Raw genomic sequence first — 16,770 nt, forward strand, 5'->3', positions numbered from 1 at the left:
TGTTAACTCCTATCAGACCTTACGGATTTCAACCAGGTTAGTGTGCTGAGGATTACCTTTCGTTATCGGTGTAGTGCGTTGTGTGGTAAGCACGTTCAAACAACCGCCTTTATCCACATTGCCACCAGGTAGGAACCAAGCGCCCTGCCCCAGTGCTGTTACGCCGACCATAATACGAGGTGTTACCTTAACTTCGACTTCGATGGTGCCGCGATCATTGAAAATGTGGACCTTATCACCAGTGCTAAGTCCGCGCTGATTAGCATCGATTGGGTTCATCCACACAGCATCCTGCACCGCTTCACGCAGCCAAGGGACGTTGTGAAAACTAGAGTGGGCACGGCCCTTAGTGTGATAACCAGTAAGTTGTAATGGGTACTTCTTCTTGGTCTCAGTATCTTCATAACCTTCCCAGGTCGGCACGTATTTAGGTAGCGCAGATATTACGTCACCCTCTTTGAGCTTCCAGGTACGCGCTTTTTCCGCTAAGCGTGATGAGTAGATTTCAATCTTTCCAGAGGGTGTGCCGAGTGGATTGGCATCGGGATCGGTACGGAAATCTTCCAGTACGATATAACCCCCGTTCGGCAAATATTTGCGATAGATACCCTGTGTGAGCATCACCTCTTTTGCTGGTAATTCTGGGGTTGCCTCTTTAGATTCGGCATAGAATTGATCCAACCAATCTTTGCGACTCTTACCTTCGGTAAACTCGGCTTCAACCCCCATGCGTCTTGCTAAGTCGACACAGACCTCATAGATAGGACGGCTCTCGAACATAGGGTCGACACTGCTGCTCATCTGTACCAAGGAGGCGGTATCACCTGCGGCGTAACTTTGGTTAACTAAGTCTTCTGATTCAAGCCATGACACGTCTGGCAATAAAACATCGGCAAACTTGGCACTGGGTGTCATCCAATTATCGACCACTAGGATAAATTCACATTTAGTTTCATCCTGGAGGAGCTTCTCTGTTTTACGCACGTCAGAGTGTTGGTTAATTAGGGCATTACCACCGTAGTTGATAATCGCCTTAATATCAGTATCCAACTTACCGTCACCCGCTTCATCAAGGTCGACACCTTGTACTCCATCGGACAGAACGGTCATGTTTTTGCCGTCTTCGATGGCCTGAGTGAAGGTAAAGAATGATATCGCTTTCTTCACTGGGTTTGAGCCAGTAGGCATTGATGGCGCGTGTAAAGAAGAGCCCTTACACAAACCACCACAGTTAGTGCCCGGCAGACCCAATTGACCTAACAGGATGGGTAGCATGTAACCCGCACGGGTGTTGTTTTCACCAGCAGCCTGACGGTTTAGCGAGGCGGCAATTTGAATGAAAGGTGCACGAGCCGCAGCCAGTTCGCGGGCCAACTCGACAATGAGATGAGCTTCGATACCGGTAATAGCAGCAGCCCACTCTGGCGTTTTAGCATTAACACCCGGAGTTAAGTCGCCAACTTTCGCGTTATCGAGAATATACGCCTTGTAGCTCTCTTCATATCCAACGCCTTCAGGCATGGTTTTCTCGTCATAACCGACACAGTATTTATCCAGGAAGGCCTGATTAACGGTGTTAGTGGTGATCCATTCATAGGCTAAGGCTTCAAATAGCGCCGCGTCGGTACCCGGACGAATTGCCAGCCACTGATCTTCTTTACCTACGGCAGAGTCGGTGTAACGTGGATCAATCAAGATAGTTTTAAAGTTATGCTTTTGTTTCTGCACCAAGAAGTCATAGGCTTCGCCCGAACCACTCATGCGGATTTCGGATGGGTTGTAACCAACCATCAGCACTAAGTCTGAGTTTTGCATTTCAGACACACTGCTTCCTTGCCAACCAGGGCCTGCAGAGCCATATGTTTGTCCGGCTGCTTCATAAATTTGTGACCAGCTATAATCGCCATAAGCGTTAAGATAACCGCCCTTAAGGTTCATTAAGCGATACAGACATTGCTTACCGGAGAAGTGATAACGTGCACCCGAGTTATAGGTGAAGTGAATCGATTCATTACCGTACTGATCTATAGTGCCTTGCAGTTTTTCAGCGACAAGATCAAGGGCTTCATCCCAGCTAATCCGCTCAAATTGTCCGCTACCACGAGGACCAACACGCTTCATTGGGTATTTCAGACGATCAGGTGCATAAACACGTTTACGCAAAGAGCGTCCCCGTGGGCAAGCGCGCACATCATGATCGCCGTACTTATCTGTGGTGGTAAATTGAGACTCTACCCGGGTAATTACCCCATCGGTAGAAAAAACCTGTACCGGACAGTTAGATCCACAGTTAACCAAACAAGCCGACCAGTTGAGGTTTTCACCGGCAACAGGTGGCGTAGGCGGCACTACTTCAACATCTTTAGAGCTTGAGTTACAGCCTGAAACCGTTGCTACGCAACTTAGTGCGGCACTCATTTTTAAGAAACTTCTGCGTTCCATTATTTTTTCCTCATTGCAGTTATGATTAGCACTGTTTGCATTAGCGCAGCTGGTAGCTAAACGACAACATCACTTGGTGCGCGTTATAGTTATGGTTCAGGCTACCTAAGGTGGTCAGTCCTGGAACTGTATTGACATCAATTTGCGCATAATCGGTGTCGTAATAGCGCTCATACTGGTAAGCCAGCTTTAACGCCATCTCTTCGCTTAATGCGTAGTTAGCATGCAGTTTGAGACTATGGTTGAAAGAGGTGTAATCCCCCTGTGGCGTGGTAACGTCATAGGTGACCAGCGTGTTGCTGGTAGAGTTAGCAAATAAGTAGTCGCCGCCTAGGCTGAGCCTGTCTTCAAGCAGCCCGCTATAGTTGAAACCAGCCCCCAGATTAATAAACTCATCTTCGACATCGTCGAACCAGTCAGGGCTTGAGAACCCCTGACTGCCAGCTTGTGCAGCGTCGATCCACTGCTGACCAGCAAAGGCATAGCCAGATAGGTGTGCATTCAGCTGCAGCCCAAGATTGATGTCATAACCGTAGTCTTCAGATTCGGTCAGACCCAGTTGAGTCTCGTTATAATCATCTTTGGCATAGCGGGCGGTCATATCCACACTAAGCCGCGACGTTGGGGTGTGATTAAACTTGGCTTCGAAGGCAGTGCGCTTTCTATCAGCCAGGTAATATTTGCGTAGCAAAGGATTCGTTTCTGATGACGTCAATTCGCTAGTTTGATATTCGCTGCCGCCACGGTTATCGAGGCTGGCCTTAAATTTAAGCTTGATGTCATCCATTGCACGGACATTGAGCTTGGCCCATAGGCCGTCATCATTAGTCTGTTCACGGTCACCATAACTGCGCTCCATTTCTTTGCGGTCATAGCCAGCCTGTAAGCGATAGTCACTGCTTAGGCGGTAACTGGCATTAAGCTTGAAGCCGCGGCGTTCGGTGTCTAAAGGGATATTCTGTTTAAATGCCCCCGATATACCGTTCACTTCATATTGAGCGAATTCCCATACCGATCCCTTATTATCACGCTTGCTGTAATCGACACTGCCGCCGAGTCTGAGCTTGTTGCTTAGCAGCGAAGTGACAGACAGCTTGCCGTCTAAGGTATCGACTTCTCCGTCCCAGTTTTGCAGTGGATTACCCGACATTTGAATCAAATTATCATCTTGGGTCATCTTGCCCGATGCCAAGCGACCACTCATAACGGTGCGGTTTAATTGATATTGGCCAGACAAACTAATTTGATGAGCCTGATTGTCTGGAGCAGGTGCAAAAACGTCATACAAATAAGGAAGACTTAATGCGTCAACATCGTTTTTATACTGGCTCACGAAATAATTCAGGTTGGTAGTCCAACTATCGCCAGACAATGACAGCCCCGCGGTGAGGTTATCAGTGTTGGCATCGACTGGCAGGCCAAAATTAACTGGACGCGGAGTGACAATACTACTGCTCTGGTAACCGGTTTTATTCTCGTGCTCATAACGCACATAAGCCTGATAAAAGTCTTGGCCATAGCTCAAACCCAAGCCAGCTTTGTTCCTCTGCAGCGAGAGCTCCTGAATTTGAGTATGCTCACTCGGTGTCAGTACGCCGTCTTTGTACCATAACTGACTGCGTGCATCGCCAGACCGATAGCGGGTTAGCTGTTGATAATCGGCAACCAGTTTATAGTGGCCTGACTTTCCCGCTTCAAGATGAGCAAAGCCGTTATCCAAACCTAATTGGTGTGCCTGAAACTTGGCTTTATAGCCTGCGGTATTTCGATAATGTAAATCGGCATCCACACTGCCATCAGCCCCGTCATTGTCGGTACCAAACGCATTACCAGAGTGAATGTCATCACTGTCAATATACGCGGCATTGACCCCGATGGTGCCGGTATAACCAGCAACTTGAGGGCAGCGCTTACACTGAAATACTTGTTGGTTAACGGTACTAGTATTGGCCTTGTTCACGCCAAAGTCAGCCGCCATTGCAGAGCCCGTTATCGCGCCAGATATAGCGAGAAGTGATAACGTGATGAGGTTAAATTTGAATCTCATTTGAGTTACTCCTAATTAGCGCTGCAGCTTGCTGCCGGCTGGGTGATTGGAGCCATGGATCTGGCTATGACAATTGAGGCAACTCTTACCGCCGCCAAACGCATCACTTCCGCTTTGTTGTACAACACGGCTTGCATGACCATCATCCATATGACATTGCTGACACAGTTGTGGTGCTCTTTGGGTGAGCATGGCTTCGTTAACGCTGCCATGGGGGTTATGACAGTTGGCACAATTTTCTGTCACTGGCGCATGCTCCCATAAAACAGGGCCACGTTTTTCGCCATGACAGCTATAACAAGTGTCATTCACCGTGGCGTGATTCAGCGCACTTTCACTCATAGAACCGTGTGGATTATGACAATCGATACAGGTCATTTGATCCCACTTCATCGGGTGAGATGAGCGCTTATTCATGTCAGATTTTTGCTGCGTGTGGCAAGAGGTACAGGTGTCATTAACCGTAAGCTTGTCCATAACCGGATCGTTGTCGGTGTGGATATTATGACAATCGCTGCAGGCCACCTCGTCTAAATTGTGGCTGCTGCTATGCCATGCCATCTGCTTAGGATCGTTATGGCAACCTAGGCAGACACTGTTCTGACTTTGAGCGGAAAGCTTGCTCTCTTTGCCAAAGGCGATCATCGGCTCCTTACCGCCTTTGTTATGCGCACCTAACGGGCCATGACAGGCTTCGCATTGCAGACCCGCCATAGGCGAACCCTGTTGGCTCGGGCTACCGTGCACGCTATCGAATATCGCCATGACCTTGTCATTTTTCTTATGACACATCAGGCAAGAGTCGGCACCTTTGTTAGAGTAATTACCTTGAGCAAATTTCTCCGTCAGTTGCTGTTCTAGTTGTTCACCAGTGAGTTGATTCCAGGGGGCCGCCTGAACTGAGAGAGATAAGCACGCGAAAGCGAATATCCCACAAAGTAACGTAGTGATAATACATTTGTTCATCATCTTGGCCTTACAGTTAATTATTTTATGATTTGTTAACGTTTGTGTTAATTAGTTTGCATTTAAAGTGTAATTTGAATTAACAAAAATACGAACTATTACTTTGGAGGTATTATTAGATCTGTGATTTTTAATTTAAAAATGATTTATTCGGGATCAAGATCTTTATTTATCGCTATCTATTGTATGTATTTTATAATATTAAAAATCTCAAAAACAAAACTTCAACCATCTGATTTCAAAGAAGTTAATTTAAAAAACCCTACTGATGAACATGATTTTAAATTTGTTAACTATATAAATGAGAATGATTTAAACATAATATAACTTATGAACTTACATCGCCTTTATTCATAACTATTTTTATTAACCCCACAGCCATTAATAACTATTCACAACCTCGTTAATAACTTTAAATATCTTTTCATATTAATTCATAACTTAATTGGCAAACAAACTTACAATCATTATAAATAAATGATTTCACAACTAACGAATGCCTAATAAAAAGCAAAAAACGAAAAAATAACAGCAACAGATGATAAAACTAAACGGAGTAAACCGTCTCGAGCAAGTACAAATGGAGAAAAAAGCCTCAGATACTCGCAACATCATTTGTCAAACAAATGCTACAGCGAAAAAAATCGTTAAAATTTAAGTTGTGAGAATGCAGAGCTTCAGAGATGTTAAAACTGACCCTAAAATGGATGGCCGCGAAACGCCAACAGACTCAACTGTCTCTGTTTCATCGTAAAAAAAGTGCCGATTTAGGCTTTCTTGATGCGATAACTTCTAAGCAATAAACCATCGCGTTTTGCCGTGAAACTGTATCGTCATTACAATAAATATAGCCATTAACTTAACGACTGGAGACTTGTGTCGCTAACGCTAAACCTGCATTTTTTGTATTATATTGATTTAAATTTTATAGGCCGTCAGTGGGAGAAACGTCTGCTCAACCTCTACTAACTTCAGCAATCATCTGGCATGCATAACACGCCAGAATTAACTATTTAGAAGCCAAAAAACATCATTAAGGGTATATAAAGAAAGGAGTTTTAAATCTATTGTTTATTCTTTACCCGCAAATAGTTTACTTATTAAATACGGGGATTATAATCATTACCCTTATTTGCAAGGAGCAGAAATATGCTAGGAATGCTTAAGAAACATACTGTTGAATTATGCCCAGAAGTTAGCGGGAAAATAACACACAACAATGTACCACTGCAAAACCAAACAGTTATCCGAAGTCTCACATATAATGACGATGAAACCGTTGAAAAATGTGTAACTAACTCGGAAGGTATGTTTATGTTTCCAGAAAAATCAATTAAGTCTAGGCTTCCTGGAAACATATTGCATGAAACTGCTATAAGGCAAATTATATTTGTTGAGTTTCAGGATCAAGAGCTTCTTATATGGTTCGCAAATCAAAGAGAAATTATTTCTCCAGAATCATTCTCACGATTAATGAGCAATCTAAAAGCAGAGCTAACTAACGCTGAACAAGTTTATGAATTTGAAAACTCAGAATTTCCTGCTTCACCTTTTAGAGTAAGATCTCTATGTGTATTAAAATAATTTCAAGGATGATTTTATGAATAAATTAACGCCAAGTATGGTCGCAGAACTATCTTCGATTGCTTACGATGTACAAAAGCAGTCAGTCTTAAAAAGAAATATTATTAATGTCAGCATTAATCTAGAAAAACACTTCAATTTTAATGTATCACCGAAACCTGTAATGGGAACTTCTGGGGGTTATGTTGCAAAAGCAAGAAACCAACAGACCGGGTTTGCCTTAATAGGACAAGGGCAAAGCGAACAATATAAGGATGATATTGTCATTGCAGTACGCGGGACTAATTTTGCCAGTTTAAATGATTTATCAACCGATGCTCGCGCTTCCACAAGTTCTACCGAACTTGGTGCGTTAGTACATTCAGGTTTTAATTCCGTTTTTGAGTCAATGAAAAAAGAGCTATTGCCTTATATAAATATGCTTCCAGCAAATGCAACACTCCATTGCGTTGGACACAGTTTAGGCGGAGCTATAGCGACTTTGATTGCCGACTGGGCAAAGCAAAAACTTCTTAATGTTAAACTATATAGTATCGGTGCTCCTAAAGTTGGGTTTGCCGATTTTGCACTTAAGCACACAAATTCTCTGGGGCAGGAAAATATATTCCGCTGCACCAAAGGTTGCGATCCTGTCCCGATGGTTCCAGTCTGGCCTTTCGTTCATGCGCCATATAATGGTTATGAATATAGAGTTGATAACTCAGGCTTTGTAAACCCAATAAAACACAAAGTTAAATATTATATAGAGGATATGAAAAGCAGCGACTGGAATTCATATCAACGAAAAATCAGTTTTAATAGTCACAAAAGAGTAACGTTAGATGCTCGTTTAAGCCATCAAGTCAGTCGTGATTTATTTTGGATGAATCGCTTAAGCGAAGCATTATTAACACTATTACGTCAACTAGGTCATGGCATTGCTTCACGCTTACAAAGCGGTATCGCCAATGGTTTAAACTTTTATGACCAAATCGCCATGGTGTTATCTGATGTCACTTTGCATAATGCAACGTTTACTGGGCAATTAAATGGTCTATTAGCTCACATGTTAGTGTTTGCAGGTCATGCTACCCGTAAAGTAGAAACTCTAAGCTATGAGTTTATTAGTTGGGTGTTTAAAAAAACGATTCAAGTTGTTAATCGATTAGCGCGCGAAGCACTGAACTAATCTGTAATAAGTAGCAAATGTCGAAACTGGTGTTTAGCTTTACTTAATTATCTATCAGCTAACAAAAAAGCGACTCTCGAGTCGCTTTTTTGTTTTATATTGATTTAAATTTTATAGGCCGTCAGTGGGAGAAACGTCTGCTCAACCTCTACTAACTTCAGCCATCACCTGACATGCATAACACGCCAGAATTAACTATTTAGAAGCCAAAAAACATCATTAAGGGTATATAAAGAAAGGAGTTTTAATCTATTGTTTATTCTTTACTCGCAAAGATTTTACTTATTAAATACGAGGATTATAATCATTTCCCTTATTTGCAAGGAGCAGAAATATGCCAGGAATGCTTAAGAAACATACTGTTGAATTATGCCCAGAAGTTTCAGGAAAAATAACAAACAATGGCATCCCCATTAAAGAGCTACTCATAGAACGTAGCCTCACCTATGCAGATGAAGAATATTCAGATAACTGTATGACTAACGCTGTAGGTGAATTTAGTTTTACAGCAAAAGCGATCAAATCACGCTTACCAGGTAATATTTTACATGAACCTGTTGTTAGACAAGTTTTAGAGTTTACGTTGGATGGCAATGATAGCGAAACTTATATCTGGGCCACAAATCAACATAACATTACCTGTCCTGATGTTTGCAAGTCACACTTAAGTAATCTAAATCCTGATATATGCAATGACGAAGAGGTGTTTGAATTAGTCAATGTGGAGGCTCCTGAATACCCCCTAATTGTTAGATCTATTTGTTCACTTTAAATTTTAAGGATGAAATTATGCTAGGAATGCTTAATAAGTCTACTGTAGAACTCAGCCCCATAATTCATGGAAAACTATCAAATAACAAAAACCTATCACCAGCTAAAATATCATACATTGTCTAATATTCGGTGACGAAGAGTATGTTGATGAAACAATCACGGATTCAGAAGGCAACTTTAGTTTTACCGAAAAAAATCACGGCTGCCAGGTAATATTTTTTCATGAATCTAAAGTGCTGCTTTCATCACTGCCGACATTAATGATACAACTTATTTATTTTGGTTTTCAAACCAAGATGGAATTAGTCTAAATTCAATCCATTTGTAGATAGTAACCTGAATCTTAAAACTACAAAATATTGGCTAATAGAAATAATTAATTAAACTTACAGTATTGTAAATATGAGGTAACCCTTTTGAAATACAGTCATTACTTTAAAGCTGAATATGGATATTACTCATTAATATTCATGGCAGCCTGCCTTCTGCTTTTTGGTTTTAGTATTTGGCTTGATAACAAACGTTCAAAGCAACATCTTGCCAGAAGAGCTAAAGAAATGAAGCTGACAGGTCTTACACTAAATGAACAGATTAAGCTTGAAGTAGAAAGATATGAAAGCCAACCTTTACGACATTGGGTTGCTAGTACTTCTAATTTAGTGCTAGGTCTATGCTCCTTTTTTATTCCCGGCCTTGTAGCTATATACTGTGTATTAAACATATTTACGATAGATTATTATGTCCTCCATTTCATCGGTTATTCCGTAACGTTTTACGGAATCATACATTTTGCATCACTTAAAGCAAATGAAGGGATTTTAGGTTATCTTCCTATATTTATTTTAGTATTTTCTACATTTATTATTGGTTTAGTCACCATTTTATTCCGGCTAGCTGTAGAGCTATATTTCACTTATACATAAATGTAAAACTGAGAGTCAACTCAGGCTGCACATGTCAATGTTCTGCTTAGCTCGAGCAGAAAAAGACCAATATCGTTACTTTTGCGTTAGCAGTAGGCGCTGGCAGAGTTTGACAAAATCTGACGATGTCACAATTCCTAGTACCTTATTGTGTTCATCAACCACAGGTAAACAACCCAGTTTATTGTCGATAAAATATTGCACTACAACCGTCAGCGGCTCGTCCAAACCGAGCTTCTGCACTTGGGTATCCATAACCTCGGCAATAGGCGTAAAGCGCTCCTTTCTATCTAACGCCCCTTGGCCATATTTATTGAGCATGGTTAATACAACAGCAATCATCTTTTTATGGGTTAGCATCCCAATGAATTGCCCTGTCGTTTCCGAAATCACCGGCAAATGGCGCACATTGCGAGTTTGCATCAATTGATGAGCATCTTTAAGGCTAGCTTCATTGCTAATACAAAAAGGATTCGGGGTCATGATATCGCGCACTTCCATGGTATTACTCCTTTTACCGATTTATGCTTAAAGACTAGCCAAATCAAAAATAAATAGCCAGCAATCATGTTAATCGCCGTAGAGGCAAACTAACGTTTAAGGGTCATACGCCCAAAGACACTGGCGTCGATAAAGCCTCTGTTTTTATCACCATTAACCGGGGGGATCTCATGAGAACCCATAAAATGCTCTCTTACTGGGCTGCCATCATTATCGCAATAGGCGAGCATAAAACCGATCACTTTATTCGGTGTTAATAATAAAGGCTTATCTTGTTGGTCTTCTTTAAAATCATTAGGATACAGCTTAATCGCCACCTCCCAAATCACGTTGTAAGGCGCCTCGCTACTGCGCTGCCAACGACTTTTTAAATGCGACGTATACAAGTGAGCTTGTTTATCTGGGCCATAATCGGCGGCTTGATTGTCTAGGCCAATATGGTACGCAAATGCACTGTGATTAAACTGATGATCGCCGCCTGAGGCATCGCTATCAATAAAAATCTCTAAGGTGTCATCATCCCAATAATTCACCGCTGGGTCGGCATGGGTATCAAGCAACACATCGTCGGTAATTTCAGCTTGCAGATACAAATAGTGCTCATCCCACAGTAATTTATATTTACCGCTAAAATCACTCGCAGAATCAGGCAATGCTCCATCCATTAAATACGGCATAGTCTGCCATTTAGCTTGCTGCCATGCTGCGTCGGCAACCCCATCAATCTTGATAGGCGTTGCAGTATATTCAACATCCATAGCAAACAGTGTCTGGCTACTAAACAGTAACCCCAAAGCGAATAACGAATATTTCATAAAGCTCATTTCTAGTCGGTTTTATATAGACTCGCTTAATCTGACAGCGAAAACAATCATAAATGTGACCAGCGATTAAACGCTCTGCATCTGAAATAAATCGACCCAACAATCTGGTCAAAACCCCGCAGGCTAGCGGGTACGTTAAAAGCTTACTCTAACACCACTCTTACACCAATTAAAAAGTGGCCACAAAAAAAAGCCCTAATCTTTGCAAGATCAGGGCTTATTTATTGAGTGACTACATAAACTCAGAGCCGGTATTAACGCTAAAAATTAACCTGCTTTAGCTTTAGCTTTAACTTGAATTCGATAAGCATGTAGCAAAGGCTCTGTGTAACCAGAAGGCTGAGATTTTCCTTTAAAAATCAGATCGCATGCCGCTTTAAAGGCGATGCCGTCAAAGTTAGGCGCCATATTAGTGTATAGCGGATCACCTGCATTTTGAGTATCGACCACAGCGGCCATTTTTTTCAACGCGGCCATCACTTGTGCTTCACTGCATATGCCATGTTCAAGCCAATTAGCTAAATATTGCGATGAAATTCGTAAGGTTGCTCTGTCTTCCATCAAGCCGACATTATTAATATCAGGCACTTTTGAACAACCCACACCTTGATCAATCCAGCGCACAACATAGCCCAAAATACCCTGGGCATTATTTTCTAGTTCAAAAGTAATTTGCTCATTGGTGAGTGTTACCCCTTCAGCAAGTAAAGGAATGGTCAACAAACTGTCAATGCTAGCACGTGGGCGTTGTTTAATTTTTTGCTGAACGTCTGCCACATTAATTTGGTGATAATGAGTAGAATGCAACACGGCACCATTTGGCGACGGCACCCACGCTGTATTTGCGCCCGCTTTAGGATGAGCCGATTTTTGTTCAAGCATTGCTGCCATTTCATCAGGCATTGGCCACATGCCTTTACCGATTTGAGCGCGACCTTGTAAGCCACATTCAAGCCCAATATCGACATTCCAATCTTCGTAAGCACTAATCCATTTTTGCTGTTTCATCACCGATTTAGGCACAAACGGGCCCGCGAGCATTGAGGTATGCAGCTCATCACCTGTGCGATCAAGAAAGCCAGTATTAATAAACACCACGCGCTCTTTCGCAGCCCTAATGCACTCTTTTAAATTCAGTGTCGTTCTGCGTTCTTCATCCATAATGCCGACCTTAATCGTATTACGCGGCAGCTTGAGCGCATCTTCTATCTTAGTAAACAGGTCACAGGTAAATTGCACTTCTTCAGGGCCATGCATTTTAGGTTTTACAATATTCACCGAACCTTTGCGGCTATTACTACGACCATTATTGTTACCTTTAAGGTCGTGCATCGCAGCAAGCACAGTGATCATGCCATCAAGTATCCCTTCTGGTATTTCGTTGCCATTTTTATCCAGCACGGCATCAATGGTCATCAAGTGACCCACATTACGCACAAATAACAAACTTCTGCCGGGTAAAGTAACTGTTTTGGCACTCTGGTTAGCATTAGCTGCGGTATAGACGCGATCGTCATTGAGATCTCTAACGATCTCTTTGCCATTTTTAGTCAGCGAGGCAGATAAATTACCTTGCATCAAACCTAACCAATTGCGATAAACTTCAACCTTGTCTTCAGCATCCACTGCGGCGACAGAGTCTTCACAGTCCATAATGGTGGTCACAGCGGCTTCAACCAGTAAGTCTTTAACGCCAGCGCGATCGCTGCCACCAATAACACTGCTTGGATCTATTTGAATTTCGATATGCAGACCATTATTAACTAATAAAATAGCACTGGGTGCATCGGCACTACCTTGGTAACCCACACATTTATCGGTTTGGGCTAAGGTTGTGGTAGAGCCGTCAGTTAATTGCACCCGTAACACACCCGCGTCGAGGTAATAACGGGTCACATCGGCATGGCTGCCTTGTGCTAAGGGCGCAGCTGTATCTAAGTGTTGTTTGGCAAAAGCGATAACTTTATTGCCGCGTACCGGGTTGTATTGTTTAGTGAGCTCCGCGCCACCGTCTTCAGATATCGCGTCAGTGCCATATAGCGCATCATACAAGCTGCCCCAACGAGCATTGGCAGCGTTAAGCGCAAAGCGAGCATTTTTAACCGGCACTACAAGTTGTGGTCCCGCTTGCGCGGCAATTTCATGGTCGACATTTTCAGTGCTAATTTGAAAAGCCTCCCCCTCAGGCACCAAGTAACCTATTTCAAATAGAAAAGCTTTATATGTTGCAGGGTCAAAATCTTTGGTGGGATGGTCAATATGCCATTGATCAATTTGCTGTTGTAGTTGTTGTCTTTTTTCTAACAGCTTCACATTAACGGGAGAAAATTCGCTAATAATGTCCTCAAATTTTGCCCAAAAGGTTGCTGAGTCAATGCCAGTACCTGGGCAAATGTCACTGTCGACCAGTTGCCACAATGCTTGCGCTATGTGTAATCCACCTACTTGAATACGTGCTGTCATTTTATATCCCTACCTTAATTTCTGTGCGTTGACCGTAAACTTAGCCTTAAATCATTGGCCCTAAATCATTAGCCATAAATAACTCGCGCAAACTCATTCCACTGTTAACAGCTTACTGTTCATACGCAGTAATACTTTACTCTATATCAAAGTTATCTTATTTATCCAATTTATGCTTATTATCACCACTATTCACCAAAGATATGGCAAAATGGTGTTTTTTGGTTAATTTGCAACATATACGTAACTAAAAATCACAATAACAATAAGGTTAAACATCCCCTCTATTTATCTCTTCTGCGGTTTTAGTGATCAGTTGTCGCATCCATTGATGCGCGGGATTATGCTGAAGCAAAGGGCTCCAGGCCATAGTCAAGGCGATGGGTTGAATAATAAAAGGCGGCGGAACAATGCTCACCCGTTCATTATTGATGTGATGACGAGCCATCTTACTTGGTATGGTTGCGATCAAATCTTGTTGCTCAGCCAACAAACAGGCGGCTTGATAATGGCGTGTAAAAACGGTGATCTGGCGTTTCACACCCATTCGAGTTAATGCTTCATCTACCCAGCCCAAACGCTGAACATCATCAGGGTTCATCCCTACCCCAACACCCATCCCTGTTTTACTCACCCACACATGCTTAGCTTTTAAATAACTGTCTAAAGAAAACTTCTTTAAAACAGGATTACCCTTACTAATCAAGCAGCTAAAATCATCACTCCACAATATTTTTTGATGGAATGATTGCGGAATACTGTCGAAACGGTTGATCACCATATCGACTCTTCCTTGTTCTACATCAGGGAAACTGACATCACTTGGGGTCATGATATCTAAAATAATGTTGGGTGCTTGAGTACGAAGCTTAGCAATGAGCGGTGGAATTAACGTCGCTTCAGCATAATCACTTGCCATAACACGGAAGACTTTATCACTTTCCAGTGGATCAAAATTGGCACGCGGTTGTACGGCTTTTTCCAGCCCAATAATCAGTTCACTGATAATGGGTTGTAATTCATTTGCACGTTCGGTGGGTGTCATGCCCTGACTCGTGCGAATAAGTAAGGGATCGTCAAACAAGTTTCGTAAGCGTTTTAGGCCGTTACTCATTGCAGGCTGGCTGATCCCAAGCTGGTCTGCAGCTTTAGTCACGTTTCTTTCACGCAGTAAAACATCTAAATAAACAAGGAGGTTCAAGTCGATACGAGATACATTCATATGGTGAATACCGAAGATAGTAAGTATAAATTAGGTTTATTTAACCAAATCTAGCTATTATTTTCAACGTAATCAATTGCCGCTAATCTATTTGTTAAGGAATAAACACATGACTCACTACAAAAATAATATCGATGAAGCTGCCACCTTGATTAATTCAGAAGGTAGTGCATGGAATGCCATCAACCCAGAGTCAGTCGCTCGTATGCGTCTACAAAATCGCTTTAAAACTGGGTTAGATATCGCAAAATACACTGCCAAGATCATGCGTGAAGACATGGACAACTACGACAAGGACACATCGCAGTACACTCAGTCTTTAGGTTGCTGGCATGGTTTTATCGCCCAACAAAAAATGATTTCGATTAAAAAACACCTTTTAACCACCAAGCGTCGTTACTTATATCTTTCAGGTTGGATGGTAGCTGCACTACGTAGTGAGTTTGGTCCATTACCAGACCAATCTATGCATGAAAAAACCTCTGTTGCTGCGTTGATTAAAGAGCTATACACCTTCCTACGTCAAGCTGATGCTCGTGAACTAGGTGGTCTATTCCGCGAATTAGATAGTGCCAAAGAGTCAGATAAAGCCGCAATTCAACACAAAATTGAAAACTTCGAAACCCACGTTGTACCTATTATTGCCGACATTGATGCCGGTTTTGGTAACGAAGAAGCCACTTACTTAATGGCAAAACAGATGATTGAAGCCGGTGCTTGTTGTATTCAATTAGAAAACCAAGTATCAGATGTAAAACAGTGTGGCCACCAAGACGGTAAAGTCACCGTGCCACATGTTGAATTTTTAGCAAAAATTAATGCGGTTCGTTATGCATTTTTAGAACTCGGTATCGATGACGGTGTGATTGTTGCGCGTACCGATTCATTAGGTGCAGGCTTAACTCAAAAAATTGCTGTCACTAAAGAAGCTGGCGATCTAGGCGATTTATACAATAGCTTCCTTGAAGTTGAAGCCGTTGATGCAGCAAAACTTGAAAATGGTGATGTGGTATTCAAGCAAGGTGGCAAACTGGTGAAACCGGCTCGTCTACCAAATGGCTTATTTAAGTTCCGTGCTGGTACGGGTGAAGAACGTTGTGTACTTGATTGTATTACTTCATTGCAAAATGGCGCTGATTTATTGTGGATTGAAACTGAAAAGCCTCATGTATCTCAAATCGGTGGCATGGTTAACGAAATCCGTAAAGTTGTTCCTAATGCCAAGCTTGTGTATAACAACTCGCCATCGTTTAACTGGACGCTTAACTTCCGTCAGCAAGTATTTGATGCGATGCAAAAAGCAGGACAAGACGTTTCAGCTTACGACCGCGCGCAATTAATGAGTGTTGATTACGATGGCACTGAGCTTGCTATCCAAGCTGATGAAAAAATTCGTACATTCCAATCTGACTCGGCCCGTGAAGCAGGTATTTTCCATCACCTTATTACACTACCGACTTACCATACTGCAGCATTATCTACCGATAACTTGGCTAAAGAATACTTCGGTGACCAAGGCATGTTGGGTTATGTTGCCAATGTTCAACGTAAGGAAATCCGTCAAGGTATCGCCTGTGTTAAACATCAAAACATGGCTGGTTCAGATATCGGTGATGCACATAAAGAGTACTTCTCTGGTGACCAAGCGCTTAAAGCGTCTGGTAAAGACAACACAATGAACCAGTTCTAAGACCGCTTTTACAGTCTGATTTTATAACTGCTTTTATAAACAGATTTATAGACTGATTTTGTAAACGGCTTGTGTAGAAAGTGACTTACCCAAATAGTGACTAGCTTAAGCGATGTTTTTGAAGTGAACATAACTAACAGCGAAAACTAAACCCAAAAGGCCTGCT

12 protein-coding genes are annotated in these 16,770 nt (G+C 42.2%); 5 read left to right on the plus strand and 7 right to left on the minus strand.

Features of this window, described 5'->3' with window-relative positions:
• Positions 1–12: 12 nt before the first annotated feature.
• The 3 genes from SFRI_RS16145 to SFRI_RS16155 are packed head-to-tail and all read right to left on the minus strand — an operon-like array spanning position 13 to position 5,458.
• Positions 13–2,442, minus strand: coding sequence for a DMSO/selenate family reductase complex A subunit (locus SFRI_RS16145; protein WP_011638571.1), 2,430 nt, complete (start codon positions 2,440–2,442; stop codon positions 13–15).
• A 40-nt stretch (positions 2,443–2,482) separates the two neighbouring features.
• On the minus strand, positions 2,483–4,489 hold the full coding sequence (locus SFRI_RS16150) for an MtrB/PioB family decaheme-associated outer membrane protein (RefSeq protein ID WP_011638572.1): 2,007 nt from the start codon (positions 4,487–4,489) through the stop codon (positions 2,483–2,485).
• A gap of 15 nt (positions 4,490–4,504) precedes the next feature.
• Positions 4,505–5,458 carry a DmsE family decaheme c-type cytochrome gene (locus tag SFRI_RS16155; protein ID WP_011638573.1) on the minus strand — a complete coding sequence of 318 codons (954 nt, stop codon included), beginning with the start codon at positions 5,456–5,458 and terminating at the stop codon, positions 4,505–4,507.
• Between the two features lie 1,146 nt (positions 5,459–6,604).
• Here SFRI_RS16155 and SFRI_RS16160 point away from each other — a divergent pair.
• The 4 genes from SFRI_RS16160 (at position 6,605) to SFRI_RS16175 (ending at position 9,904) form a co-directional block, all read left to right on the plus strand.
• On the plus strand, positions 6,605–7,039 hold the full coding sequence (locus SFRI_RS16160; RefSeq protein WP_011638574.1) for a DUF6795 domain-containing protein: 435 nt from the start codon (positions 6,605–6,607) through the stop codon (positions 7,037–7,039).
• Positions 7,040–7,055: 16 nt separating this feature from the next.
• Positions 7,056–8,207 (plus strand): lipase family protein, encoded by a 1,152-nt coding sequence (locus SFRI_RS16165; protein ID WP_011638575.1) that lies wholly within the window; start codon positions 7,056–7,058, stop codon positions 8,205–8,207.
• 334 nt (positions 8,208–8,541) lie between these two features.
• Entirely contained in the window at positions 8,542–8,979 is a 438-nt protein-coding gene (locus SFRI_RS21075; protein ID WP_011638576.1) for a DUF6795 domain-containing protein, read from the plus strand.
• 418 nt (positions 8,980–9,397) lie between these two features.
• The gene (locus tag SFRI_RS16175; protein WP_150099390.1) at positions 9,398–9,904 is read left to right on the plus strand and encodes a hypothetical protein; all 507 of its coding nucleotides are present in this window, start codon (positions 9,398–9,400) and stop codon (positions 9,902–9,904) included.
• Positions 9,905–9,979: 75 nt separating this feature from the next.
• On the opposite strand, the gene SFRI_RS16180 is transcribed toward SFRI_RS16175, so the two are convergent.
• The 4 genes from SFRI_RS16180 to SFRI_RS16195 form a co-directional block, all read right to left on the minus strand.
• Entirely contained in the window at positions 9,980–10,405 is a 426-nt protein-coding gene (locus SFRI_RS16180; RefSeq protein ID WP_011638578.1) for a CBS domain-containing protein, read from the minus strand.
• Positions 10,406–10,494: 89 nt separating this feature from the next.
• On the minus strand, positions 10,495–11,220 hold the full coding sequence (locus tag SFRI_RS16185; RefSeq protein WP_041413190.1) for a CBM9 family sugar-binding protein: 726 nt from the start codon (positions 11,218–11,220) through the stop codon (positions 10,495–10,497).
• Between the two features lie 276 nt (positions 11,221–11,496).
• Positions 11,497–13,692, minus strand: coding sequence for a malate synthase G (locus SFRI_RS16190; protein WP_011638580.1), 2,196 nt, complete (start codon positions 13,690–13,692; stop codon positions 11,497–11,499).
• A 271-nt stretch (positions 13,693–13,963) separates the two neighbouring features.
• Positions 13,964–14,914, minus strand: a complete 951-nt coding sequence (locus SFRI_RS16195) for a LysR family transcriptional regulator (protein WP_011638581.1) — start codon at positions 14,912–14,914, stop codon at positions 13,964–13,966.
• 109 nt (positions 14,915–15,023) lie between these two features.
• Between SFRI_RS16195 and SFRI_RS16200 the strand changes: the two genes are divergently transcribed.
• On the plus strand, positions 15,024–16,604 hold the full coding sequence (locus SFRI_RS16200) for an isocitrate lyase (protein WP_011638582.1): 1,581 nt from the start codon (positions 15,024–15,026) through the stop codon (positions 16,602–16,604).
• Positions 16,605–16,770: the final 166 nt, after the last annotated feature.

The organism is Shewanella frigidimarina NCIMB 400, assembly GCF_000014705.1.
GTDB lineage: Bacteria > Pseudomonadota > Gammaproteobacteria > Enterobacterales > Shewanellaceae > Shewanella > Shewanella frigidimarina.